The sequence below is a fragment of the Streptomyces sp. RGM 3693 genome (assembly GCF_050471125.1).
Taxonomy (GTDB): Bacteria; Actinomycetota; Actinomycetes; order Streptomycetales; family Streptomycetaceae; genus Streptomyces.
Map to the genome: position 1 here is coordinate 712678 of NZ_JBMPPQ010000001.1, position 24902 is coordinate 737579.

Below are 24902 nucleotides of genomic sequence, written 5' to 3' on the forward strand. Positions count from 1 at the left end.
CGGCTGGCTGGTCCGGCCTGCGACTAATTGGTCCGGCCTGCGACTAGTTGGTCCGGCCTGCGGCCTCGAAGCGCCGCATCCGGTCCAGTACGGCGTCCGCGGTCGGCTCGGGCAGTTCGTCGACGATCCGGCCGTCCGCGAGGAAGACCACCCGGTCAGCGAAGGCCGCGGCGACCGGGTCGTGGGTGACCATCACCACGGTCTGGTCCATCGCCCGCACCGACTCCCGCAGGAAGCCCAGCACTTCGGCGCCGGAGCGGGAGTCGAGGTTGCCGGTCGGCTCGTCCGCGAAGATGATCTCCGGCTGGGCGGCCAGCGCCCGCGCCACCGCGACCCGCTGCTGCTGGCCGCCGGAGAGCTGGGCCGGCCGGTGCTTCAGCCGACCGGACAGACCCACCGTGTCCACCACCCGGCCGACCCACTCCCGGTCCGGGCGGCGGCCGGCGATGTCCATCGGCAGCGTGATGTTCTCCAGCGCGGTCAGCGTCGGCAGCAGGTTGAACGCCTGGAAGATGAAGCCGATCTTGTCCCGGCGCAACCGGGTCAGCTGCTTGTCGTTGAGCGCGGCCAGCTCCACGTCGCCGATCCGGGCCGAGCCGGTGGTGACCGAGTCCAGCCCGGCCATGCAGTGCATCAGGGTGGACTTGCCGGACCCGGACGGGCCCATGATCGCGGTGAACCGGGCCCGGCCGAACTCCACGTTGACGGAGTCCAGCGCGACCACCCGGGTCTCCCCCTGGCCGTAGACCTTGCTCAGATCCGTGGCCCGGGCGGCGACGGCCGCGGCGGTGCGGGTGGGGAAGGCGGGACGGGGGACGGCGGTGTGCGGCACCACAACTCCAGGGAGGCGACGAGGACGAAAAGGACGGCGAACAGCGTGAAAACGCTCTCCCCATCCTCGGCGCCGCAGGTCGGCTCGGGCTTCGCCCGGAAGGACCGAAAGCCGGACCGGCCGGAAGTGCCACACCCGGCGGCCGCGTCATCCTCTGGACGGACGGCCGTCCGCCCGCAGACCGACGCGGACCCGCCAGGGCCCGGCCCGCGCGGGAGGCTAGGCGCGGGTGAGAGCCAGGGCGCGGCCCGGTCGGGAAGCAGGGCCCGGCCCGGTCGAGGTCAGGGCGACGACTCGCCGACCCGCCGCCAGAACTCCGCCACGATGCCGTCGAGGAAGACCCGGCCCGCCTTGCCGGCCTCGTCCGGCGCGGCTCCGCCGGTCCAGCTCAGCGAGGCGGTCATCGTCGCGTGGTACTCCTCGTGCAGCGCCTGAAGGACCTGCTGCAACCGCTCCTTGGGCACCGGCGCGAGCTTGCCGACCGGGCGGACGTAGCCCTGCCAGCGGGTGGTGGCGGCGCTGGTCAGCAACTCGACGAGGCGGTCCTCCTGGCCGGTGAAGCGGATCAGCGCGGGCAGCGGCAACCGCAACTCCTCCGCCAGCGCCGCGGCCTGCCGGTCGGTGCCGGTCCACCGCCCGCCGGCCTCCAGCCGCTCGTACGCCGCCTGGTCCATGCCGATCCGCAGTGCCAGGTCGGCCGGGGCGAGACCGAGCGCCAGCCGGAATTCGCGGAGCGTACCGGGGGTGCCGAGGAGTTCGGCGGGGGCGCACCACAAGGCACCGGCCAACGCGGTCAGTTCGGCCTCGGTGGGAGTGTTTTCCCCCAATTCCCAGGACGCCACCGCGGCGGGTTCCAACCGCATTCCGTAGGCCGCCCAGATTCCGTAGGCGACATGCGCGTGGGTCATGCCCAGGGCCTCGCGCAGCCGACGGGCGGCGGCGGCGTTGAAGGGGGGCCTGCGTGCATGCCCGTCGTGCGTGTTCACCGGCACACGGTAAGTGACGAGGCGGCTTCGCACCTATCGTGTGGATATCCAAGTTTGCAGGTTGGAGGAAACTACGGAGCGCCCGGCGGGCTCCGGTCAGCTTTCGGTGGTTTCCCGTCGATCTCGGCCGATCATGCCGCTGGCCAGCCTCTTTACGGCGGCGATTCAACCCTTCACGGCGCCGGTGAGGGTGAAGCCGCCGCCGAGCCGTTTGGAGATAAGGATGTACAGCAGGATCACCGGTGTCGAGTACAGGATCGAGAATGCGGCGAGTTCCCCGAAGGCGACCGCACCGTAATTCCCGAAGAAAGTGAAAATACTGACCGACGCCGGAAGGTTCTCCGGCGAGAGCAGCAACATGAACGGGACGAAGAAATTCCCCCACATCATGATGAAGGTATAGACCGCGACGACCGAGAGGCCGGGACCCATCAGCGGCAGGATGACCCGCAGCAGGGTCTGCCACCACGAGGCGCCGTCGGTCCACGCCGCCTCCTCCAGGACCGTCGGCACCCCGTCCATGAAGTTCTTCGTCAACCAGATCGCGAACGGCAGCTGGGCCGTGGCCAGGAACAACGCGGTGCCGTAGCGGGTGTCGATCAGATCCACCCGGACGAACAGCGCATAGACCGGGACCATCACCGCGGTCACCGGCAGACAGGCCGAGAACAGCACGGTGAGCAGGAACGGCCGGGCGAAGCGGGACCGGAAGCGGGACAGCGGGTAGGCGGCCAGCGCCGCGCAGCCCACCGTCAGCAGCGTCGCCCCGCCGCAGATCAGCAGGCTGTTGAGCATCGGCGTGAAGGTGATCTCGTCGGTCAGTACCGCCGAGAAGTTGTGCAGGGTCGGGGCGGCGGGGAACCGCACCCGCAGCGTCGCCCGGTCGTCCAACGACGCCAGCACCAGCCACGCCAGCGGCACCGCGAACGCCACCGCGACCACCATCAGCGCGGCATCGGCGGCCAGCCGCCGCCGGACCGCCCGACGCGCCAGCGGCCACCGCCGCCGTCCGGACCGCATCAGACCTCCTCCCGCAGCAGCCGCAGGTACACCGCCGAGAACAGCGCACCGACCACGAGCAGCAGCAGTGCCACCGCCGTGCCGTACCCGATCAGCGACTTTACGAACGCCTGGTCGTACATGAACACCGGCAGCGTCTCGCTGCGGTTGCCGGGGCCGCCCCGGGTGATCGCCCAGATCAGCCCGAAGACCGAGAGCGTCTGGAGGGTGTTGAGCATCAGGTTGGTGCCGATCGACCGCCGGATCATCGGCAGCGTGATGTGCCACAGCCGGCGCAGCCCGCCCGCGCCGTCCACCTCCGCCGACTCGGTGACCTCCTGCGGGATGCCGGCCAGCGCCGCCGAGTAGACCAGCATCGAGAACGCCGTGCCGCGCCACACGTTGGCGAACGACACCGCCAGGATCGGCAGGGTGAACAACCAGTCCTGGGCCGGGAGATGGAGCCAGACCAGCAGGGCGTTGAGGGTGCCGCGCCGCTCGAAGAAGGTGTAGAGCAGGAAGCCGGCGACGATCTCCGGGAGCACCCAGGCGGTGATCACCACCGCGCCGGTCAGCGCCCGCACCGGCCGCGAGGCCCGCCGCAACAGCCCGGCCAGCGCCAGCCCCAGGGTGTTCTGCCCCAGGACCGCCGAGACCAGCGTGAACACCAGGGTCAGCCTCACCGCGGTGCGGAACTCCGGATCGGCCAGCGCGTGCCGGAAGTTGGCCAGCCCGACGAAGGACGCCGACGCCTGGCCAGTGAGCTGGGTGTCGGTGAACGCGAGGTAGCCGCAGTAGCCGATCGGGCCGGCCAGGAAGAGCAGCAGCAGGACGGTGGCCGGCGCCACCGGCGACCAGCGCAACAGCCGGCGCATCACGGCTTGTTGACGACCACGCCGCCCACCAGGGAGCGCACCGTGTCGTCGTAGCGGGCGGCGGCCTGGTCCGGGGTGGCGTCACCGGCGGCAACGGACTCCGTCGCCTCCCCGATCGCGGCCGCGACCTTGGGGTACGCCGGCAGCGCGGGGCGGTACCGGCTCACCTCGACCAGCCCGGTGAAGAAGCCGACCCCGGGCACCGCCTTCAGGTACCGCGGATCGGCCGCGACGTCCTTGCGGACGGCGATCTGGGCGCCCCGCAGGCACCAGTCCAGCGCATGGGCCCGGGTCTGGAAGGTCTTGATCAGCTGCCAGGCCAGCTCCGGCCGGGGCGCCCGGGCCGGGATCGACCAGGTCCAGCCGCCGGCCAGGCTGACCCGGCCCGGCGGGGCGCCGGTCTGGGTGGGGAACGGCGCCTGGCCCAGCGTCTGCGCCCACTGCGGCCACGGGTTGCCGCCGCCGGTCGGCTGCCACTGCTGGCCGAGCCAGGAGCCGTCGAGGTCGATGGCGAGCTTCTGCTCGGGCAGCAACTCGGCGGCCACGTTGGTCTGGATGTTGGGGCTGAGCGCGTCGGAGACCTCCGGGCCCAGCTTCTCCTTGTAGACGGTGTCGAGGAAGCGGAGGCTGTCCTTGAAGCCCCGGGTGCCGGTGACCCACTTCTTCGTGGCCGGGTCGTAGAGCTGGTCTGGCCCGGTGCCGTAGAGCAGCATCTCGAAGCCCTGCATGACCGCGGCCTCGCCGGCGCCCTTGCCGGTGAAGACGTTCAGCGGGATCACCCCGGGCACCTTCCGCTTGATCGTGCGGGCCGCGTCCAGGACCTCGTCCCAGGTGCGCGGGTGCCAGTCGGCGGGCAGGTGGGCCTTGGCGAAGACCTTCCGGTTGAACCACAGCCCGCGGGTGTCCGTGCCGTCCGGGACGCCGTACGTCTTCCCGTCCTGCCCCCGGGCCGCGGCCTTCGCTGCCGGCTCGAACTGCCGCCAGTCGGCCCAGGACGCGAGCTGCGGATCCAGGGGCCGCAGCAGCCCCGCCGTGATGTCGGAGCTGATCAGGAAGGTGTCCTCGTAGACCACGTCGGGCGCGGTCTTCGGGGACCGCATCATCTGCTGGATCTTGGTGTAGTAGTCGTTCTCCGACGCCTGGACCGGGATCAGCTTGACCTTCTTGCCCGGGTGCGCCTTCTCGAACTGCCGCGCCACCAGGGTCACATAGTCGTCCCGGACCGTCACCCGACTGTTGGTGTCCTTGATGAAGGCGACCTTGACGGTGTTCGGGTCGCCCCCGGACCCGCTGCCGCAGGCGGTGAGCGCGCCGGCGGCCAGTATGGCGGCGGTGAACAGGACCAGGGGCTTTCCCAGCGGGCTGGTGGAGCGCACGGCACGACCTCCCACGAACCGCGGTCGGCCCGTCACGGACCGGCCGGTCACGGTCAACTAGCCACGGCCTACTGCCTGCTGAACGTAAGTCACCGATCACACCGGGTCAATGCCCCGACCAGCGGTAGCGCAACTCCGGGCGGCCGACCTGTCCGTACTGCGGGGCCCGGGCGGCCCGGCCGCCGGTCACCAGGTGCTCCAGATAGCGGCGGGCGGTGATCCGGGAGATGCCCACGTCCGTGGCGGCCTCGGTCGCGGTCAGGCCGTCGACGGCGGCCCGCAGCACATCGGTCACCGCCCGCAGCGTGGCCGGGGTCAGCCCCTTGGGCAGCGCGGCCGGCTGGGGCGCGCGCAGTGCCGCCAGCGCTCGGTCCACCTCGTCCTGCCCACTGGCCTCCCCGGTGGTCGCGCGGAACTCGGCGTAGCGCAGCAGCCGGTCCCGCAGCGTGGCGAAGGTGAACGGCTTCAGCACGTACTGCACGACGCCCAGCGAGACGCCCTCGCGGACCATCGCCAGATCGCGGGCGGAGGTCACCGCGATGATGTCCGCGGTGTGCCCGGCCGCGCGCAGCGTCCGCACCAACTGGAGCCCGTGGCCGTCCGGCAGGAACAGGTCCAGCAGCAGCAGATCGACCGGGTGCTGGTCGAGGTGGCGGCGGGCCCCGGCGCCCGAGTGCACGGTGCCGGACACCGCGAAGCCCGGCACCCGCCCCACGTACAGCGCGTGCGCGGCCGCGGCGACCGGATCGTCCTCGACGACCAGCACCCGGATGGCCTCGGCGGCGCTCATCGGACGGCCCCTTCCGTCGTCCGCAGCGGCAGCCGTACGGTGAACCGCGCGCCGCCCCCCGGCTCCCGGTCGAGCCCGACCGTGCCGCCGTGGCGGTGCACCGCCTGCCGGACGAGCGCCAGGCCCAGCCCCCGGGCGCCGCCGCCGGTGCGCTTCTTGGTGGTCCAGCCGCGCCGGAAGACCTCCTCGGTGGTGTCGGCGTCGACCCCCGGCCCGTTGTCCGTGACGCACAGCAGCAGTTCGCCGCCGTCCGCCCGCGCGGTGACCTGGACCCGGGGCGGTGCGTCGTGCTCCTGCGGCGGGGCGGCGGCGTCCAGGGCGTTGTCGATGAGGTTGCCCAGCACCGTGACCAGGTCGCGGGCGGGCAGGTCCGGCGGGATCACCCCGTCGTCGATCCGGCTGTCCTCGGTCAGGACCAGCTCCACACCGTGCTCGTTGGCCTGTGCGGCCTTGCCCAGCAGCAGCGCGGCCAGCACCGGTTCGGCGACCGCGGCCACCACCTGGTCGGTCAGCACCTGCGCCAGCTCCAGCTCGGCGGTGGCGAACGTGACGGCCTCCTCGGCCCGGCCCAGTTCGATCAGCGAGACCACGGTGTGCAGCCGGTTGGCCGCCTCGTGCGCCTGCGAGCGCAGCGCCTCGGCGAAGCCCCGTACGGAGTCCAACTCGCCGGAGAGCGCCTGGAGTTCGGTGTGGTCGCGGAGGGTGACGACGCTGCCGCGGTGCTGGCCGCCGGAGACCGGCGAGGAGTTGACGACCAGCACCCGCTCACCGGTCAGGTGCAGCTCGTCGACCCGCGGGCCGGCCGCCAGCAGCGCCTCGGTGAGCGGCTCCGGCAGCCCCAGCGCGTTGACCGGCCGGCCCACCGCGTCCCCGGTCAGGCCCAGCAGCTCCCGCCCGCCGTCGTTGATCAGCGCGACCCGGCCCGTCCCGTCGAGCATCAGCAGCCCCTCGCGGACGGCGTGCAGCGCGGCCTCGTGGTAGTCGTACATCCGGGCGAGCTCGGCGGCGTTCATCCCGTGGGTGTGCCGGCGCAGCCGGGCGTTGACCACGTACGTCCCCAGGCCGCCCAGCGCCAGCGCCGCCGCGGCCACCCCCACCAGCGCCAGGACCTGGTCCCGCAGCTGCTGGCTGATGGTGGCGATGGTGATCCCGGAGCTGACCAGCGCGGTGATCCGGCCGCCCCGCTCGGGGTCGCGGACCGGGGCGACGACCCGCACGGACGGGCCGAGCACCCCCAGGTGGGTCTCCGGGAAGATCTGGCCGCGGAGCGCGGGGCCGATGTGGCCGAGGTACTTCCCGCCGATCGCGGACGGCTCCGGGTGCGTCCAGCGCGTCCCGTCCGGCGCCATCACCACGACGAAGTCGACGCCGGCGTCCCGCCGCAGCCGCTCGCTGTACGGCTGGAGCGCGGCGGTCGGGTCCTTCGTCCGGGCCGCCGCCACCACGGCCGGGGAGTCGGCTACGGCGGTGGCCGCCGCGGTCGCCTGCCGCCGGGCGGTCTCCTCCGCTTGGCGTCCGGCGTTCACGTAGGCGAAAACCGCGCAGCCCAGCACCACCACCGCCACCAGGACGACCTGCATGGCGAAGAGCTGTCCGGCGAGGCTGCGGGGGCCGCGCAGCCGCCGTGACGGGCGCGAACGGGGGAGGCGCATGCAGAACAGTCTGCACGGTCACTTTTACGTGAACGAAATGCACGTAAGGGTGACGGGCGCCACAGCGCCGTGCATAGTCGCCGGGACTTGTTGTGCGCCACGAGCCGCTGCACCGGCGCAGAACCGTGTCCCCCTCCTGTCAGAAAGGTAGGGCAGCCGTGGCTGCACAGACCCCGTCGTCCCGGGGCACCGCCGAGGACTCTCCGCCGGCCAAGCGGGACCGGACCCACTTCCTCTACCTCGCCGTGATCGGCGCCGTCCTGCTCGGCATCGCCGTGGGATTCGCCGCGCCCGGCGTCGCCGTCGAGCTCAAACCGCTCGGTACCGGGTTCGTCAACCTCATCAAGATGATGATCTCGCCGGTGATCTTCTGCACCATCGTGCTGGGCGTCGGCTCGGTCCGTAAGGCCGCCAAGGTCGGCGCGGTCGGCGGGCTGGCCCTCGGCTACTTCATGCTGATGTCCACCGTGGCGCTGGCCATCGGCCTCCTGGTCGGCAACCTCCTGGACCCCGGCGCCGGCCTGCACCTGACCGACGCGCTCCGGCACGCCGGCCAGGCCCAGACCGCCGGTGGCCACGAGTCCACCACCGACTTCCTCCTCGGGATCATCCCGACCACCCTGGTCTCCGCCTTCACCCAGGGCGAGGTGCTCCAGACCCTGCTGGTGGCGCTGCTGGTGGGCTTCGGGCTGCAGGCGCTGGGCAAGGCCGGCGAGCCGGTGCTGCGCGGTATCGGCCACGTCCAGAAGCTGGTCTTCCGGGTGCTTTCGATGATCATGTGGGCGGCGCCGGTGGGGGCCTTCGGCGCGATGGCCGCGGTCGTCGGCGCCACCGGGCTGAGCGCCCTGAAGTCGCTGGCCGTCATCATGGTCGGCTTCTACCTGACCTGTCTGCTTTTCGTCCTCGTGGTGCTCGGGGCGCTGCTCCGGCTGGTCGCCGGGGTGAACGTGCTGGCGCTGCTGAAGTACCTCGGCCGCGAGTTCCTGCTGATCCTGTCGACCTCGTCCTCGGAGTCGGCGCTGCCCCGGCTGATCGCGAAGATGGAGCACCTGGGCGTCAGTCGCCCGGTCGTCGGCATCACCGTCCCGACCGGCTACAGCTTCAACCTCGACGGCACGGCCATCTACCTGACCATGGCCTCGCTGTTCGTCGCCGAGGCGATGGACAAGCCGCTCGCCCTCGGCCAGCAGATCTCGCTCCTGGTCTTCATGATCATCGCTTCGAAGGGCGCGGCCGGGGTCACCGGCGCCGGCCTGGCGACGCTGGCCGGCGGCCTCCAGTCGCACCGGCCCGAACTCGTCGACGGCGTCGGCCTGATCGTCGGCATCGACCGCTTCATGAGCGAGGCCCGGGCGATGACCAACTTCGCCGGCAACGCGGTGGCCACGGTCCTGATCGGCACCTGGACCAAGGAGATCGACAAGGCCCGGGTCACCGAGGTGCTGGCGGGCCGGCTGCCGTTCGACGAGCAGACGCTGACCGTCGACGACCACGGCACACCGTCCGACACCGACGCCGGGGTCACCGCGCCGGCCGACGGCGGCAAGGCGTCCGCCGCGGTCTGACGCCATACCCGAGGGCCGGTCCGGTGGATCAGGACCGGACCGGCCCCGACGCCGGGCGGTGTCCCGGGCGCGCAGGAGGGGAGAAGGGGCGGGTGCCGTGGGCGCCCGCCCCTTCCGCGCGCCGCCGGGGCCACGCGCCGGACGGTCCTCGGCGGCCGAGGCCGGCCCGAGCTCCGTCGCCCGGCGGTCTCGGCCTGTTGGCCCGCCCCGCGGGCCGGCCTCAGGCGGGCGCCAGCCAGACCGTGGCCAGCGGGGGCAACACCGTCGCCACCGAGGTGCGGCGGCCGTTCCAGGCGACCGGCTCGGTCTTCAGTGGATCGGGGTTGGCGATCCCGCTGCCGCCGAAGCGCGCGTCGTCGGTGTTGAGGACCTCGCGCCAGACGGGGACGTCGCCGGGGACGCCCAGCCGGTAGGCGTGCCGGACGACGGGGGAGAAGTTGGTGACCGCGATCAGCGGGCTGCCGTCGGTGGCGTAGCGGAGGAAGGAGAAGACGTTGTCCTCGCTGGCGTCGCCGTCGATCCAGCAGAAGCCGGCCGGGTCGGTGTCGCGCTCCCACAGCGCGGGGGTGGCCACGTAGCGGCGGTTCAGTTCCCGGACCAGGTCGCGCACGCCCCGGTGGTCCGCCTCCGCCTCGTAGGACGGGTCCAGCAGCCACCAGTCCGGGCCGTGCCGCTCCGCCCACTCCGCGCCCTGGGCGAACTCCTGCCCCATGAAGAGCAGTTGCTTGCCCGGGTGGGCCCACATGAAGCCCAGGTATGCCCGGTGGTTGGCGCGCTGCTGCCACCAGTCGCCGGGCATCTTCGACACCAGCGCCCGCTTGCCGTGCACCACCTCGTCGTGCGAGATCGGCAGCACGTAGTTCTCCGAGTAGGCGTAGACCATGGAGAACGTCATCTCGCCGTGGTGGTACTTGCGGTGCACCGGCTCCTTCTCGACGTAGCCGAGGGAGTCGTGCATCCACCCCATGTTCCACTTCAGCCCGAAGCCCAGCCCGCCGAAGCCGCCCGGTCCCACGTGGTGCGTGGCGCGGGTGACGCCGTCCCAGGCCGTGGACTCCTCGGCGACGGTGACGACACCGGGGCAGCGGCGGTAGACCGTCGCGTTCATCTCCTGGAGGAAGGCGACCGCGTCGAGGTTCTCCCGGCCGCCGTGGACGTTCGGCGTCCAGTCGCCGTCCTCCCGCGAGTAGTCGAGGTAGAGCATCGAGGCGACCGCGTCCACCCGCAGCCCGTCGATGTGGAACTCCTCGCACCAGTACACCGCGTTGGCGACCAGGAAGTTCCGCACCTCGGTGCGGCCGTAGTCGAACTCCAGCGTGCCCCAGTCCGGGTGGGCGGCCCGCGCCGGGTCGCCGGGCTCGTACAGCGGCCGCCCGTCGAACTCCGCCAGCGCCCAGTCGTCCCGCGGGAAGTGTGCCGGCACCCAGTCCATCAGCACCCCGATCCCGGCCCGGTGCAGGGCGTCGACGAGGAACTTGAAGTCGTCCGGGGTGCCCATCCGGGCGGTGGGCGCGTAGAAGCCGGTCACCTGGTAGCCCCAGGAGCCACCGAAGGGGTGCTCGGCCACCGGCATGAACTCGACGTGGGTGAAGCCCAGGTCCTTGACGTACGGGGGCAGCTGCGCGGCGAGTTGATGGTACGTCAGGCCGGGGCGCCAGGAGGGGAGGTGCACCTCGTAGACGGAGAAGGGACGGGCGTGCACGGGGCGCTCGCCGCGCCGGGCCATCCAGTCGGCGTCCTGCCACGCGTAGTGCGAGGCGTGCACCACCGAGGCGGTGGCCGGCGGGCACTCGGTGCGTCGGGCCATCGGATCGGCCCGGACCGTCTTCGACCCGTCCGGCCGGGTGATCTCGAACTTGTACAGCTCGCCCTCGCCGAGGCCCGGCAGGAACAGCTCCCACACCCCGGACGAGCCCAGCGACCGCATGGGGGTGCCGGTGCCGTCCCAGTGGTTGACGTTCCCCACCACCCGGACCCCCCGGGCGTTGGGCGCCCACACGGTGAAGCGGGTGCCGGTCACCCCCTGGTGCGTCATGACCCGCGCTCCGAGCGCCTGCCAGAGCTGCTCGTGCCGGCCCTCGCCGAAGAGGTGCAGGTCCAGTTCGCCGACCGCGGGCAGGAAGCGGTAGGGGTCCTGCACGGTCAGGGTGGTGTCGCCGTAGTCGACCAGCAGCGCGTAATCGGGGATCTCCCCGAGCGGCAGCAGCCCCGCGAACAGTCCGTCGCCCTCGGAGTGGAGCGTCGCCCGCAGTCCCGGCGCCACCACCGTGACGGCCTCGGCGAACGGCCGCAGGGCCCGGACCAGCAGTCCGCCGGGCACCGGGTGCGCGCCGAGCAGGGCGTGCGGGTCGTGGTGCGCCCCGGCGAGCAGCCGCCCGCGGTCCTCGTCGGAGAGCGGCGCGGCCCGACGCACGCCGGAGCCACCGGCCGCCGGGCGCACCCCGGCCGCGCCGCTCGGGGCTGCACCGGCCGGGGCCGGGCCGGGCGGGGGAGTGGTGCGGGGAACTCGGGTGGGAGTGGCGGGAGAAGAGGAGCTGGGAGTGGCGGGAGAAGAGGAGCTGGGAGTGGCGGGAGAAGAGGAGCTGGGAGTGGCGGGAGAAGAGGAGCTGGGAGTGGCGGGAGAAGGGGGGCTGGGAGTGGCGGGAGAAGAGGAGCTGGGAGTGGCAGGGGGAGCTGGGTCGGGGGTGGCAGGGGGAGAGGGGCGGGGGGTCACGGGTGGAGCCTCCTCGGGGGCGGGGATCGGTCGGTCGGTTCCGGGCTGGCGGACGGCGCACGGCGGGCAGCGGGCGGCGGTCTGCGGGCGGCGTACGGGGCGGGGCCGGCGTCGGCCGCCCCACGGGCGAGGGCTCAGCCGGCCCCCGGGTCCCCGCAGGCCGCCAGCCGCCGGATCGCCGCCATCGGCACCGCCAGCCAGTCGGGCCGGTGCCGGGCCTCGTACAGCACCTCGTAGACGGCCTTGTCGGTCTCGTAGGCCCGCATCAGTTCCGGGGCGGAGCGCGGGTCCAGGCCGCCGGCCTCGGCATAGCCCAGGCAGTACGCGGCACGGGTGCGGCGGGCCCAGTCCAGCGCCCACGGGTCGCCGCCGGCCGGGCCGCTGCGGGCGGCGTAGTCGAACGAGCGGAGCATCGCGGCGACATCGCGGACGGCCGGCTGCGGGCGGCGCCGCTCGGTCAGCGGCCGGGCCGGTTCGCCCTCGAAGTCGATCAGCGCCCAGCGGCCCCCCTCGACGGAGCGCAGGGTCTGCCCCAGGTGCAGATCGCCGTGGATGCGCTGGGCGGCCCAACTGCGGCCGTCGTGTCCCATCGCGGCGAGCGCGTCGAACGCGGTCCGCAGCCGTACCCGGTAGGGCTGGAGCACCGGCACCGCACGGGCGGTGGCCTCCAGGCGCTCGTTCATCTGGGCGGCGATCGCGTCCAGCTGCGGGCGGCGCAGTTCGGTGGTGGGGAGCGTCTGGGCGAGTGCGGTGTGCACCTCGGCGGTGGCGTGGCCGAGCGCCCGCGCCGAGCGGGTGAAGTCGGCGCGGACCGCGAGTGCGTTGAGGGCCAGTTGCCAACCGTCGGTGGAACCGGCGAGGAAGGGTTGGAGGACGCCCAGGGTCGTCGCCTCACCGCCGTCCTCGGGGGTCGCCGACTCGAACCACGCGGCGGGCGCCGGCACCCTGGCGCACCGGGCGCCGGCCAGCGCCCGTGGCAGCTCCAGATCCGGGTTGATGCCGGGCTCGATCCGCCGGAAGACCTTCAGAATGAACGTATCGCCATAGACGATCGAGGAGTTGGACTGCTCCACCGCGATGGGCCGGGCGGTCAGCCCGGAGGGGATGTCGACGTCCGGTTCGCGGCAGAAGCGCAGCGCCCCGATCCGGCCGGGCACCCGCAGCCGTTCCAGCAGCAGTCCGCACAGCCGGTTGTCCAGCAGGGCGTCGTAGACGGTGCGGCCGCGCAGCGGGCCGCCGGTCGGGCGGCCGACCACCGCGGGCGCCAGGTGGGGCGGCGGCGCGGGGTGGGTGCCCAGCAGCAGCTGGTAGCAGTCGCCGCCGGCCGGGGCGCGGCTGGGCGGGGCGCTCTGCTGGGCGCGGACCAACAGCTGGAGCAGGCCCGGCGCGCTGCCCTCACCGGTGCACGGCAGCAGTTCGGTCGCGGTGACCAGCGTGAAGCCGGTGAGCAGCCGCCCCTTGCCGGCGAACCAGCGCTGTCGCGGTACCCACTCGGCCAGCAGCGGCGCCAGTGAGGACAGCAGATCGGGGGCGGCGACCAGCGAGCGGTCAGGGGTGTGGCGGGTGGCGCGGGTCGAGGCGGTGTCCGACATGGCGTCGCGTCCTTTCCCCGGGCACACGACAGACAGGGCAAAGTGTCCCGGAATGCGGCCTTTACGATGCGGCCGTGCGGGACGTGTCGGGCGAGATCGTCCGTACGGCGTGGCGTTTTCGGCGTTTTCGACGTTCGCTTCGCTGCGCGGGGGTGCCCTCCCCGAGCTCTGCCGAGCAGGGGGCTCCCACCCGGGCCCGGGGACCGTCCATGGCCCACCCGGCCCGTGCGGTAGTAGGGAGGTTGCCCGAGCGAAAGGTCGAAAAACGCCCGTACGCGCCAGACGGTCGCGTACGGGCGAGAGGACTTCCCGGGGCCCGGATCCGGTGACGGCACGGTTCCGCCGGGCCCGAGGGACTATCCGACCCTGATCCACCGGAGGGGCCCTAGCCGGCCTGGTGCGGGTTCCTGCGGAGTCGGAACCAGTAGAAGCCGTGGCCCGCCAGGGTCAGCAGGTACGGCAGCTTGCCGATCGCGGGGAAGCGGACGCCGCCGATGAGTTCCACCGGATGGCGGCCGCTGAACGCCTGGAGGTCCAGCTCGGTGGGTTGCGCGAAGCGGGAGAAGTTGTTCACGCACAGCACCAGGTCGTCGTCGGCGCCGTCCTTGCCCGGGGATTCCCGGAGGTAGGCCAGCACCGCGGGGTTGGACGACGGCAGCTCGGTGTAGCTGCCGAGTCCGAAGGCCGGGTTCTGCTTGCGGATCTCGATCATCCGGCGGGTCCAGTGCAGCAGCGACGAGGGCGAGCTCATCGCGGCTTCGACGTTGGTGACCTGGTAGCCGTAGACCGGGTCCATGATGGTCGGCAGGAACAGCCGGCCGGGGTCGCAGGAGGAGAACCCGGCGTTGCGGTCCGGGGTCCACTGCATCGGCGTGCGCACCGCGTCCCGGTCGCCGAGCCAGATGTTGTCGCCCATCCCGATCTCGTCGCCGTAGTAGAGGATCGGCGAGCCGGGCAGGGACAGCAGCAGCGCGGTGAACAGCTCGATCTGGTTGCGGTCGTTGTCCAGGAGGGGGGCCAGGCGGCGGCGGATGCCGATGTTGGCGCGCATCCGCGGGTCCTTGGCGTATTCCGCGTACATGTAGTCGCGTTCTTCGTCCGTGACCATTTCGAGGGTCAGCTCGTCGTGGTTGCGGAGGAAGATGCCCCACTGGCAGCCGAACGGGATCTGCGGGGTCTTGGCGAGGATTTCCGAGACCGGGTAGCGGGATTCCCGGCGGACCGCCATGAAGATGCGCGGCATGACCGGGAAGTGGAAGGCCATATGGCATTCGTCGCCGCCGACCGCGTAATCGCCGAAGTAGTCGACCACGTCCTCCGGCCACTGGTTGGCCTCGGCCAGCAGCACGGTGTCCGGGTACTGCGCGTCGATCTCGGCGCGGACCCGCTTGAGGAAGGCGTGCGAGGCCGGCAGGTTCTCGCAGTTGGTGCCCTCCTCGGCGTAGAGGTAGGGCACCGCGTCCAGCCGGAAACCGTCGATGCCCAGGTCGAGCCAGAAACGCAGGGCGGAGATCATCTCCTCCTGGACCGCCGGGTTCTCGTAGTTGAGGTCCGGCTGGTGGGAGAAGAAGCGGTGCCAGTAGTACTGCTTGCGGACCGGGTCGAAGGTCCAGTTGGAGACCTCGGTGTCGACGAAGATGATCCGGGCGTCGGCGTACTGCTTGTCGTCGTCCGCCCAGACGTAGTAATCGCCGTACGGGCCGTCCGGATCGGTGCGGGATTCCTGGAACCACGGGTGCTGGTCGCTGGTGTGGTTCATCACCATGTCGATGATGACCCGCATCCCGCGCTGGTGGGCGGCGTCCACGAATTCCACGAAGTCGGCCAGATCCCCGAATTCGGGGAGCACCGCGGTGTAGTCCGCGACGTCGTAGCCGCCGTCCCGCAGCGGGGATTTGAAGAACGGCGGCAACCAGAGGCAGTCCACCCCCAGCCACTGCAGGTAGTCGAGCTTGGCCGTGATGCCTTTGAGGTCCCCGATTCCGTCACCGTTGCTGTCCTGGAAGGAGCGGACCAGCACCTCGTAGAAGACCGCCCGTTTGAACCAGTCGGGATCGCGGTCCTTCGCCGGGGTGTCTTCGAACGTGTCGGGAACAGGCTCATTGACGATCAATTGGGTGACCCTCCGATCGGTGAGGACGGTCGCAGCGACAGCACGTGAGCCGGCGCGAGTGAGCTGCCCGGCTCCAGGCGCACATAGTTGTCCCTGCCCCAGTGGTAGGTGTCGCCGGTGAGCTCGTCGCGCACCGGGAAGGACTCGTGCCGGCCGAGGCCGAGTTCCGGCATGTCCAACGACACCGTCGCCTCGTGGGTGTGGTGCGGGTCGAGGTTGACCACCGTGAGCACCGTGTCGGCTCCCGCGCCGTTTTCCGCGCGCTTGGAGTACGCGAGGACGGCGTCGTTGTCGACCTGGTGGAAGTGCAGGTTGCGCAGCTGTTGCAGGGCGGGATGGCGGCGACGGATGCGGTTGAGGGCGGTGATCAGCGGGGCGATGGTCCGCCCCGTGCGGGCCGCGGTGTCCCAGTCGCGGGGCCTGAGCTGGTACTTCTCGGAGTCCAGGTACTCCTCGCTGTCGGGCCGCAGTGCGGTCGCCTCGCACAGCTCGTAGCCCGCGTAGACGCCCCAGGTGGGGGAGAGGGTGGCGGCCAGGACGGCGCGGATCTCGAAGGCCGGTCGGCCGCCCTCCTGGAGGTACGCGTGCAGGATGTCGGGGGTGTTCACGAAGAAGTTGGGCCGCAGGTAGCCGGCGCTCTCGCCGGTCAGTTCGGTGAGGTAGTCGGTCAGCTCCTGCTTGGTGTTGCGCCAGGTGAAGTAGGTGTACGACTGCTGGAAGCCGATCTGGGCGAGGGTGTGCACCATCGCCGGGCGGGTGAACGCCTCGGCCAGGAAGAGCACGTCGGGGTCGGTGCGGTTGATGTCGCTGAGGACCTTCTCCCAGAACGCCACCGGCTTGGTGTGCGGGTTGTCCACCCGGAAGATCCGGATGCCCTTGGCCATCCAGAAGCGCAGCAGCCGTTCGGTCTCCCGGACCAGCCCGCGGAAGTCGGCGTCGAAGGCGAGCGGATAGATGTCCTGGTACTTCTTCGGCGGGTTCTCCGCGTAGGCGACGGAGCCGTCGGCGCGGTGGTGGAACCACTGCGGGTGCAGGGTGACCCAGGGGTGGTCCGGGGAGCACTGGAGGGCGAAGTCCAGCGCCACCTCCATCCGCAGGTCGCGGGCGGTCCGCACGAAGTGGTCGAAGTCCTCGAAGGTGCCCAGGTCCGGGTGGAGCGCGTCGTGGCCGCCGGCCGGCGACCCGATGGCCCAGGGGGAGCCGACGTCGTGCGGCCCCGCGGACAGCGCGTTGTTGGGGCCCTTGCGGTGGGTGGTGCCGATCGGGTGGACGGGCGGGAGGTAGACCACGTCGAAGCCCATCGCGGCGACCGCGGGCAGCCGCTCGGCGGCGGTGCGCAGGGTGCCGCTGACGGCCGTGCCGTCCGGGCCGGTCACGGCGCCCTCGGAGCGCGGGAAGAGCTCGTACCAGGAGCCGTACAGGGCTCTTCGGCGCTCGACGACCAGCGGCATCGGGCGGGAGACGGAGAGCAGTTCGCGCAGCGGGTGGCGGTCCAGGGCCTCGGTGACCTGCGGGGCGAGCGCGGTGGCGAGCCGGGTGGCGGCCGGCAGGGTGGCGTCGCGCAGCGCGTCGACGGCGGTCAGCACCGCCTCCCGGCCGTCGCTCTTGGGGACCTCGGAGGCGGCCCGTTCGTGCAGTGCGGCGCCCTCGGTGAGGACCAGCTCGGTGTCGATGCCGGCCGGAATCTTGACCGCGGCGTGCTGGCGCCAGGTGGCGACCGGGTCCGACCACGCCTCCACGGTGAACGTCCAGCGCCCCTCGACGTCGGGGGTGACCTCGCAGGTCCACCGGTCGGTGCCCGCTGTCCGTTCCCGCATCGGGGTCCACGGGCCGCAGCGGCCCGCCGGGTTGCGCAGCACCACGTTCGCGGCGACCGCGTCGTGGCCTTCTCGGAAGACCGTGGCGGAGACCTCGAAGGTTTCGTCCACCACGGCCTTGGCCGGGCGGCGGCCGCAATCGATCTGCGGGCGGATGTCCAGTACAGGGATGCGACCGATCATGGGCTCACCTGGGTTTGTGGTGCTTTGAGGGATTTTGTCCTTTCTATCCGCTCCACGGCAGGGGGGCGGGGTGCGGGCAGGGGCGCCCCTGTCCGCTTTCACTCTGCTGGCGGATGGCACGGCGGGCCGGATCGGGCCCCGCCGGCCGGGGGCGCGGAGCGGCGTACCCGGTGAGCCTTCCCGTGTGCGGCACGGCGGAAAGCCGCGGGAATGTGAACTACCGATACGTAGCCGCTCACGCCGTGCGATCCGGTGGGCGAGGGCCGCCGCCCTGATGGGCGGCTGCGGCTCGGTGCTGACACGGTCGACGTTCGCCTCCTCAACTCGGTCTGATCACAGCGGAGTTGCGGTGTGCGGAAGTCCGTTGCCGCGCCGGGGCCCGTCGGCGCCACCCTCGCAGCCTCTCGCCACGGGGGAGTCCGTACAAGACCGCCTGAGGGGGTGGAATTGGCCATATCGGCGGACCCGGCAGTCCGGACCGGCGGCGGTCCGCCGCCGGGCAGGGGGTGGGCGTGCCGGATGGCTGCCCGGGGGAGGGGTGCACGTGGTCGATTCGCGAACACGTGACCGTGCGGGGCGAGGTCGACGGGCCGGGGGTGCCGGCGGTCGCTGTCGCCCGGAGGGAATCGGCGGCGGCTACCTGGCTGAAAAAAGCCGGCGTGGCCGGGGGATCGCTCCCCCGGCCACGCCGGTGCGGTGCGGCCAACTGGCCGCGGTGCGCTGCTGGTTGACGCGGTGCGTCGTTACCAGGTGTTACTTGACGTTGACGCCGGCCCAGGCCGACTCGACGCCCTTGACCTCGGCGCTGCCCGCGCTGTAGAGGTCGGTGGCCGCCTTGACGGTCGCCTCGCGGGCCGCCTTGTAGTCGGTGGTCGAGGTCATGTACGTGGTCAGCGCCTTGAACCAGATCTTCTCGGCCTTGTCCCGGCCGATGCCGGTGACCTTGGAGCCGTCCGCGGTCGGGCTGTCGTAGTGGTCGCCGTTCGCGTCCTTCGGGCCGCTGCCCTCGGACAGCAGGTAGAAGAAGTGGTTGGCGATGCCGGAGGAGTAGTGGACGTCCACGTTGCCGGCGTCCGCGCTCCAGTTGTCCAGGGACTGACCGTCCTTGGAGGGCTTGTCCATGTAGCGCAGCGGCTTGCCGTCGCCGTTGATGTCGATCTTCTTGCCGATGAAGTAGCTGCCCGGCTCGGTGGGGTTCTTGGCGTAGAACGCGACGGAGGCGCCGAAGATGTCCGAGGTCGCCTCGTTGAGGCCGCCGGACTCACCGCTGTACTCCAGGCCGGCGGTGGCGGCGGTGACGCCGTGCGACATCTCGTGGCCGGCCACGTCCAGCGCGGTCAGCGGCTTGGTGTTGCCCTGGCCGTCGCCGTACGTCATGCAGAAGCAGCTGTCGTCCCAGAACGCGTTGACGTAGTTCTGGCCGTAGTGGACGCGGGACGTGGCACCCTTGCCGTCGCCCTTGATGCCGCTGCGGCCGTGCACGTTCTTGTAGTAGTCCCAGGTCTCCTGGGCGCCGTAGGCGGCGTCCACGGCGGCGGTCTGCGGGTTGCTCGGCTTGCCGTCGCCCCACGTGTCGGTGGAGTTGGTGAAGAGCTTGCCGTTGCCGCTCTCGCTGCCGCCCAGGTCGAACGTGGAGTGGCCGCCGCGGGAGTCGTCGGTCAGCTCGTAACCGCTGCCGCCCTTCTTGGTCGTGATGTCGACCTTGCCGGCGTACTCGCTGTTGCCGACGCCGGTCTCGATGCCCTGGTACTGGTAGAGCTTCTTGCCGGTGTTGGCGTCGGTGATGACGTGCAGCTGGTTGGGCGTGCCGTCCTTCTGGACGCCGCCGACCACGGTCTCGTACGCCAGCACCGGGGTGCCCTTGGCGGCCCAGATCACCTTGTGGGGCGCGGGCGCGTCGACCTTCTTGGCGCCGATGCTCTTGGTCGCCGTCGACTCGGCGGCCAGCGCGGCGGCCTTCGGGGCGATCTTCGCGGTGGTGGAGGCGACCGCGACCGGCGCCTTGGTGGCCTTGGTGACGCCCTTGACTGCGCCGCCCTTGGCGGTGTGTACGACCAGGTCGCCGCCGAACACCGGGAGACCGGCGAAGGTGCGGTCGTAACGGGTGTGCGTGGTGCCGTCGGCGTCCTTGATGACGTCCTTGACGACCAACTTCTCCTGCGCGCCCAGGCCCAGGGTCTTGGCGGTCTGCGCCGTGGCGGCCTGCGCGTCCTGCACCAGCTCCGCGTGGTGCGAGGTGCTGAGCGCGAGCGGCGCGCCGCCGCGGGCGGCGGTGGGGGCGGGAGTGGCGCCGGCGGTACCGGCGGCGGTGATGCCGGCGACGAGCAGGGCCGCGGCGGCGGCGACCGAACCGGTCACACGGGTCTTACGGGATATGTGGGGGGTCACGCGTGCTCCTTCAACTTTGCCAAGTGGTGGGGGTGCAAAGCGATGCGGGTGTGACATGTGTCGGGAAGACTGCCATTCGAACGCGTGCATGTCAGCGGGATGATCGGAGGTTGGCCGAAAGTCGTCCGTAGAGAGGTGATCGATGTCCGGATAACGGAGCGGGGCGCCGCCCCCGGGGATCCGGGAACGACGCCCAACTCGTAGGTGCTGTGGATCAGTTGTCGCGATCGGCGGGATTTGTCCGGCGGGCGGCCCGCCTTGTCACATCAGGGTGACGGGCATATGGCCGGTTGCTGTCAGAACGTCAGCTTCCAGCCGTTGAGGGTGCCGGAGTCGCCCGCGTAGACGTCCTGGACGCGCAGCTTCCAGGTGCCGCTCGCGGCCTTCGTCGAGGCGTTGACGGTGTACGTGGCCTTCACGTCGGCCGCCGAGTCCGAGAGGCTGGAGTTCTTCAGCCGGTACGCGGTGCCGTCCGGGGCCAGCAGGTCGATGACCAGGTCACCGCGCCAGCTGTGGGTGATGTCCACCGTCACCTTGAGGCCGCTGGGGGCGTTGCCGCTGCGGCTGACGGGGATCGGCGAGGTGACCGCCGCACCGGCGTCCGGGATGGCCACCTGGGTGTTGTTCTCGAAGACGTTGCCGCCGCCGACCGGGTTGACGGTCCAGGTGAAGGACGTGGTCCCGGTCTTCTTCGCCGCGTCGGTGACCGTCACGGTGACCGTGGCGGTGCCGGCGGTGGTCGGCGTACCGGAGATCAGGCCGGTGGCGGCGTCGAGGGACAGCCCGGCGGGCAGCCCGGTCGCCGCGTACGTCAGTGCACCGGTGGTGCCGCTGCTGGCCTTGATCTGGAGGCTGGCCGCCTGGCCGACGGTGCTGGTCTGGTTGCCCGGGTTGGTGACGGTGACCCCGCCGTCCGGGACGCGGGCGCCGACGTTCACCGCCGCCCAGGTGTTGGCGACCGTGTTGTACGTGGCGCTGCCCTGGCCGAAGAGGTCGGCGGCGGCCTGGAGGGTGGCGGTGCGGGCGCCCGCGTAGTTGGTGTTGGCGCTCATGTACTGGCTGAGCGCCTTGAACCACACCTTCTCGGCGTTGGCCCGGCCTATGCCCGGCACCGGCAGGTTGTCGGAGGTCGGGCTGTCGTAGTGGACGCCGTTGATGTCCTTGGCGCCACTGCCCTCGGACAGCAGGTAGAAGTAGTGGTTGGCGACGCCGGAGGAGTAGTGCACGTCCTTGTTGCCGACGGTGCTTGACCAGTAGTCGGCCGAGGCGCCGTCCTTGGACGGCTTGTCCATGTAGCGCAGCGGGGTGCCGTCGCCGTTGATGTTGATCTTCTCGCCGATGAGGTAGTCACCGGGGTCGGCCGGGTTGTTGGCGTAGAACTCCACGGCGGTGCCGAAGATGTCCGAGGTGGCCTCGTTGAGGCCGCCGGACTCGCCGCTGTAGGTGAGGTTGGCGGTGGCGGCGGTGACGCCGTGCGACATCTCGTGGCCGGCCACGTCCAGCGCGGTCAGCGGGTTGGCGTTGTTGTTGCCGTCGCCGTACGTCATGCAGAAGCAGCCGTCGTCCCAGAAGGCGTTGACGTAGCTGTTGCCGTAGTGCACGCGGGAGTAGGCGCCGACCCCGTCCCCGCGGATGCCCGTGCGGCCGTGCACGTTCTTGTAGTAGTCCCAGGTCTCCTGGGCGCCGTAGGCGGCGTCCACGGCGGCGGTCTGGGCGTTGGCGACGGTGCCGTCGCCCCAGGTGTCGTCGGCGTCGGTGAACAGCGAACCGGTGCCGGACGAACCGTGGTTGAGGTCGTAGGTCTTGTGGCCGCCGCGGGTGCCGTCGGTCATCGTGAAGTTCGGCGCCGAACCGGAGGTCCCGATGGTGACCTTGCCGCTGTACTCGCTGTTGCCGATGCCGTTCTCGATGCCCTGGTACTGGAAGATCTTCGCGCCGGTGGTGGCGTCGGTGATGACGTGCAGCTGGTTGGGCGTGCCGTCGTCCTGGAGTCCGCCGACCAGCGTCTCCCAGGCCAGCCGCGGGGTGCCGTCGGCGGCCCAGACCACCTTGCGCGGGGCCTGGTCGGCCGCGGTCTTCGTGGAGCCGAGGGACTTGGCGGCGGAGACCGCCTTGGTCTCGGCGGCGGCCGGGGCGACCTTGGCGGTGGTGGAGGCCACCGTGAGGGCCTTCTTCAGGGCCTTGGTGGTGCTCTTGAGCGCACCGGCCTTCGTGGCGTGCACGACGAGGTCGCCGCCGAGCACCGGCAGTCCCTCGTAGGTGCGCTCGTACCGGGTGTGCGTGGTGCCGTCGACGTCCTTCTCGACGTCCTTGACGACCAGCTTCTCCTTGGCGCCGAGTTGCAGGTGCCGGGCGGTCGCGGCGGTGGTGGCGTTCGCCGTGCGGATCAGCTCGGCCCGCTGGGACGGGGTGAGCTTGGCGGGCAGCGCACCGGCGGCGGGCGCGGCGTGCGGGCCCGGGCGGGCGGCGGGGGTGCCGTGCGGGCTGGCGGCCGCGCCGGTACCGGCCTGGACGCCGACGGCCAGGAGGGCGGTGACCGCGACCAGCGCGCCGGTCGCCACGGCGCGTCGCTGCGGGGTGGGTCTATGGGGGGTGCTTCTCACACTGACTCCTTCTGCGGGGCCGCGACATGAGGGGGGCGGCCAAGGGGGACCGGGCGGCGGAGCGGCCGTCCGGGCAGAGCGAGGCAGAACCATGGAGCGTGTGGGGGGTTGTGGCGCTGGTGGCGCTGGTGGCGCTGGTGGCGCTGGTGGCGCTGGTGGCGCTGGTGGCGCTGGGGTCGCGGCCGCCCGGGGTGGTGCTGTGGGGGTCCGGGTGGCGGTTGCCGGGAAGAGTGCCACCACTGAGCAGTGGTTGTCAGGTGCCCATCAACGAAATGGCCGGAAAATGTCCGTTGGGCGAAATCCACGTCCGGAAACCGGACGGCCGGCCGGGAATCCCGGCCGGCCCGACGGACCCGCGAAGGCCGCCCGCTCAGGAGCGCCAGGAACGCCAGAGCGCCGCGTAGACACCGTCGGCCGCCACCAACTCCTCGTGCGTGCCCAGTTCGGTCAGGCGGCCGGCCTCCAGCACCGCCACCCGGTCCGCGTCGTGCGCGGTGTGCAGCCGGTGCGCGATGGCGATGACCGTACGGCCTTCGAGAACGGCGGCCAGCGCACGCTCCGCGCGGCGGGCGGTCCGCGGGTCCAGCAGCGCCGTCGCCTCGTCGAGGACGACCGTGTGGGGATCGGCCAGCACCACGCGGGCCAGCGCCAGTTGCTGGGCCTGCGAGCCGTCCGGGCGGTACCCGCCGGCGCCCAGCGCGGTGTCCAGACCGTCCGGGAGCTCCCGCACCCAGTCGGCCCCCACCGCACCCAGTGCGGCCCGCAGCGCGGCGTCCGGTGCGTCCGGTGCGGCGATCCGCAGGTTGTCCCGGACGGTGCCCAGGAACACGTGGTGCTCCTGGGTGACCAGCACGACCTGCCGGCGCAGCACCGCGGGATCCATCCCGGCCACCGGCACCCCGCCGACCGTGACCGCACCCCGGCGCGGGGCGTCGACCCCCGCCAACAGCCGTCCCAGCGTGGACTTCCCGGCCCCCGACGGGCCGACCAGGGCCAGCCGCTCGCCGGGGCGGACGGTGAGCGTCACCCCGCGCAGGACATCGGCCGCGCCGGCTCCGGCGTCGGCCGCGCCGGCGTCGTCGTTCGCGTTGTCGTCGTTCGGGCTGGCGTCGGCCGTGCTGGCGTCGTCGGTGTGGTCGGCCGTGCCGGCTTCCGTGTGGTCGGCCGTGCCGGCGTCCGTGCCGGCTTTCGTGCTGCCGTCCGTGCTGTCGCCTGTACTGCCGTCCGTGCTGCTGCCTGTACTGCCGTCCGTACTGCTGCCTGTGCTGCCGTCCGTACTGCCGTCCGCGTCCGCTGTCGCGTAGGCGAAGTGCACGTCGGTGACCTCGATGCGGCCGCCGTCGGGCGCGGGGGAACGGCCCGGCTCCCGCGGCCCCGTGGGCGCCGCCGCCAGCCCTTCCACACGGGCGAACGCAGCCCCGCTGCTCTGGAGTTGCTCCACCCGCAACAGGATCGCGTCCAACGGCCCCGACACCTGCCACAGGTACATCGCGGCGGAGACCACCGCCCCCAGACCGACCGCGCCCTGCGCCTGGAGCACCCCGCCCACCAGCAGCACCGCCACCACCGGCAGGACGTACGAGACGTCCACCGCCGGGAAGAACACCGTGCGCAGCGCCAGGGTGCGGAGCCGACTGCGGCGAAAACGCGCTACCGCCGTCTCCGCCGCGGCATGCCGGACCTCCTGGAGCCCCAACGCCTCGACCGTCCGGGCACCCCCCGCGGTGGCCGCCAACTGCTCGGCCAACGCCGAATTGGCCGCCCCCTCCGCCAGATAGGCGTCCCGCGCCCGGCGCAGATACCAACGCGTCGCCACCAGCAGGCCCAACAGCCCCAGCCCGCACAGCCCGAGCCGGACGTCCAGCACCAGCGCCGCGCCCAGCGAGAACACCACCTGCACCGAGGCGATCAGCACCTCCGGCACCACGTCCCGCAGCGTCCGCCCGACCGTGGCGGTATCGGTCGTCCCCCGCGTCGTCAGATCGCCCGCCCCGGCCCGCTCCACGGCCGCCGGGGGCAGCGCCAACACCCGCGCCACGAAGCGCCCGCGCACCCGCTCCACGGTCCGCTCACCGAACCGGTGCCCGGCGTACCGGGCGGACCGCGCCAACAGCAGCTCCGCCAGCGCGCACACCAGGATCACCGGGGCCAGCCGGTCCACCGCGGCCACCCCGCCGCCACCGCGCACCGCGTCCACGATCCGGCCGAGCAGCCACGGGGCGATCAGACCGGCGCCGGCGGCCAGCGCGTTCAGCACCAGCACCAGGGCGAAGGCGCGGCCGTCCCGGCGGATCAGTGCGAGCGCGGCACGGCGGGTGCCGGCCCGGTCGGCCACCGGCAGCGCACCGGACGGCAGCGCACCGGACGGCAGCGCACCGGGTGGCAGCGCATCGGACGGCGGCGCATCGGACGGCAGCG

Annotated in this window: 16 protein-coding genes; 2 read left to right on the forward strand and 14 right to left on the reverse strand. The window is 72.0% G+C overall.

The window, feature by feature from the left end; translation table 11 throughout:
* Positions 1-43 precede the first annotated feature (43 nt).
* The 7 genes from ACO0M4_RS03015 to ACO0M4_RS03045 all read right to left on the reverse strand — a co-directional run bounded on the left by ACO0M4_RS03015 (position 44) and on the right by ACO0M4_RS03045 (position 7510).
* On the reverse strand, positions 44-832 hold the full coding sequence (locus ACO0M4_RS03015; protein WP_430367992.1) for an ABC transporter ATP-binding protein: 789 nt from the start codon (positions 830-832) through the stop codon (positions 44-46).
* 281 nt (positions 833-1113) lie between these two features.
* Complete coding sequence (locus ACO0M4_RS03020; protein ID WP_430367994.1) at positions 1114-1824, reverse strand: helix-turn-helix domain-containing protein; 711 nt, start codon at positions 1822-1824, stop codon at positions 1114-1116.
* Between the two features lie 159 nt (positions 1825-1983).
* Positions 1984-2838, reverse strand: a complete 855-nt coding sequence (locus ACO0M4_RS03025; RefSeq protein WP_430367995.1) for a carbohydrate ABC transporter permease — start codon at positions 2836-2838, stop codon at positions 1984-1986.
* Positions 2838-3692 carry a carbohydrate ABC transporter permease gene (locus ACO0M4_RS03030; RefSeq protein ID WP_430367997.1) on the reverse strand — a complete coding sequence of 285 codons (855 nt, stop codon included), beginning with the start codon at positions 3690-3692 and terminating at the stop codon, positions 2838-2840. Before ACO0M4_RS03030 ends, ACO0M4_RS03025 begins: the two co-directional genes overlap by 1 nt.
* Complete coding sequence (locus tag ACO0M4_RS03035; RefSeq protein WP_430367999.1) at positions 3692-5068, reverse strand: extracellular solute-binding protein; 1377 nt, start codon at positions 5066-5068, stop codon at positions 3692-3694. The genes ACO0M4_RS03030 and ACO0M4_RS03035 overlap by 1 nt, the downstream gene beginning before the upstream one ends.
* A 106-nt stretch (positions 5069-5174) precedes the next feature.
* Positions 5175-5858 carry a response regulator gene (locus ACO0M4_RS03040; RefSeq protein ID WP_430368001.1) on the reverse strand — a complete coding sequence of 228 codons (684 nt, stop codon included), beginning with the start codon at positions 5856-5858 and terminating at the stop codon, positions 5175-5177.
* Complete coding sequence (locus ACO0M4_RS03045) at positions 5855-7510, reverse strand: sensor histidine kinase (protein WP_430368003.1); 1656 nt, start codon at positions 7508-7510, stop codon at positions 5855-5857. Before ACO0M4_RS03045 ends, ACO0M4_RS03040 begins: the two co-directional genes overlap by 4 nt.
* Positions 7511-7668: 158 nt before the next feature.
* On the opposite strand from ACO0M4_RS03045, the gene ACO0M4_RS03050 reads away from it, so the two are divergent.
* On the forward strand, positions 7669-9075 hold the full coding sequence (locus ACO0M4_RS03050) for a cation:dicarboxylate symporter family transporter (protein ID WP_430368005.1): 1407 nt from the start codon (positions 7669-7671) through the stop codon (positions 9073-9075).
* 220 nt (positions 9076-9295) lie between these two features.
* On the opposite strand, the gene glgB is transcribed toward ACO0M4_RS03050, so the two are convergent.
* From glgB to ACO0M4_RS03080, 6 genes are all read right to left on the reverse strand, one after another.
* Complete coding sequence (gene glgB / locus ACO0M4_RS03055) at positions 9296-11488, reverse strand: 1,4-alpha-glucan branching enzyme (protein WP_430368007.1); 2193 nt, start codon at positions 11486-11488, stop codon at positions 9296-9298.
* Positions 11489-11922: 434 nt separating this feature from the next.
* A complete protein-coding gene (locus ACO0M4_RS03060; RefSeq protein WP_430368009.1) occupies positions 11923-13380 on the reverse strand; it encodes a maltokinase N-terminal cap-like domain-containing protein in 1458 nt (485 codons plus the stop codon).
* A 385-nt stretch (positions 13381-13765) separates the two neighbouring features.
* A complete protein-coding gene (gene treS / locus ACO0M4_RS03065) occupies positions 13766-15493 on the reverse strand; it encodes a maltose alpha-D-glucosyltransferase (RefSeq protein ID WP_430368011.1) in 1728 nt (575 codons plus the stop codon).
* A complete protein-coding gene (locus ACO0M4_RS03070) occupies positions 15490-17493 on the reverse strand; it encodes a maltotransferase domain-containing protein (protein ID WP_430368013.1) in 2004 nt (667 codons plus the stop codon). The genes treS and ACO0M4_RS03070 overlap by 4 nt, the downstream gene beginning before the upstream one ends.
* Positions 17494-18246: 753 nt before the next feature.
* Entirely contained in the window at positions 18247-19881 is a 1635-nt protein-coding gene (locus tag ACO0M4_RS03075) for a M4 family metallopeptidase (protein WP_430368015.1), read from the reverse strand.
* Between the two features lie 296 nt (positions 19882-20177).
* The gene (locus ACO0M4_RS03080; RefSeq protein WP_430368017.1) at positions 20178-22484 is read right to left on the reverse strand and encodes a M4 family metallopeptidase; all 2307 of its coding nucleotides are present in this window, start codon (positions 22482-22484) and stop codon (positions 20178-20180) included.
* A 98-nt stretch (positions 22485-22582) separates the two neighbouring features.
* On the opposite strand from ACO0M4_RS03080, the gene ACO0M4_RS03085 reads away from it, so the two are divergent.
* Positions 22583-22888: a hypothetical protein gene (locus tag ACO0M4_RS03085; protein ID WP_430368019.1), complete on the forward strand. Its 306-nt coding sequence runs from the start codon at positions 22583-22585 to the stop codon at positions 22886-22888.
* On the opposite strand, the gene ACO0M4_RS03090 is transcribed toward ACO0M4_RS03085, so the two are convergent.
* Complete coding sequence (locus ACO0M4_RS03090; protein WP_430371218.1) at positions 22855-24840, reverse strand: ABC transporter ATP-binding protein; 1986 nt, start codon at positions 24838-24840, stop codon at positions 22855-22857. The genes ACO0M4_RS03085 and ACO0M4_RS03090 overlap by 34 nt on opposite strands.
* Between the last annotated feature and the right edge of the window lie 62 nt (positions 24841-24902).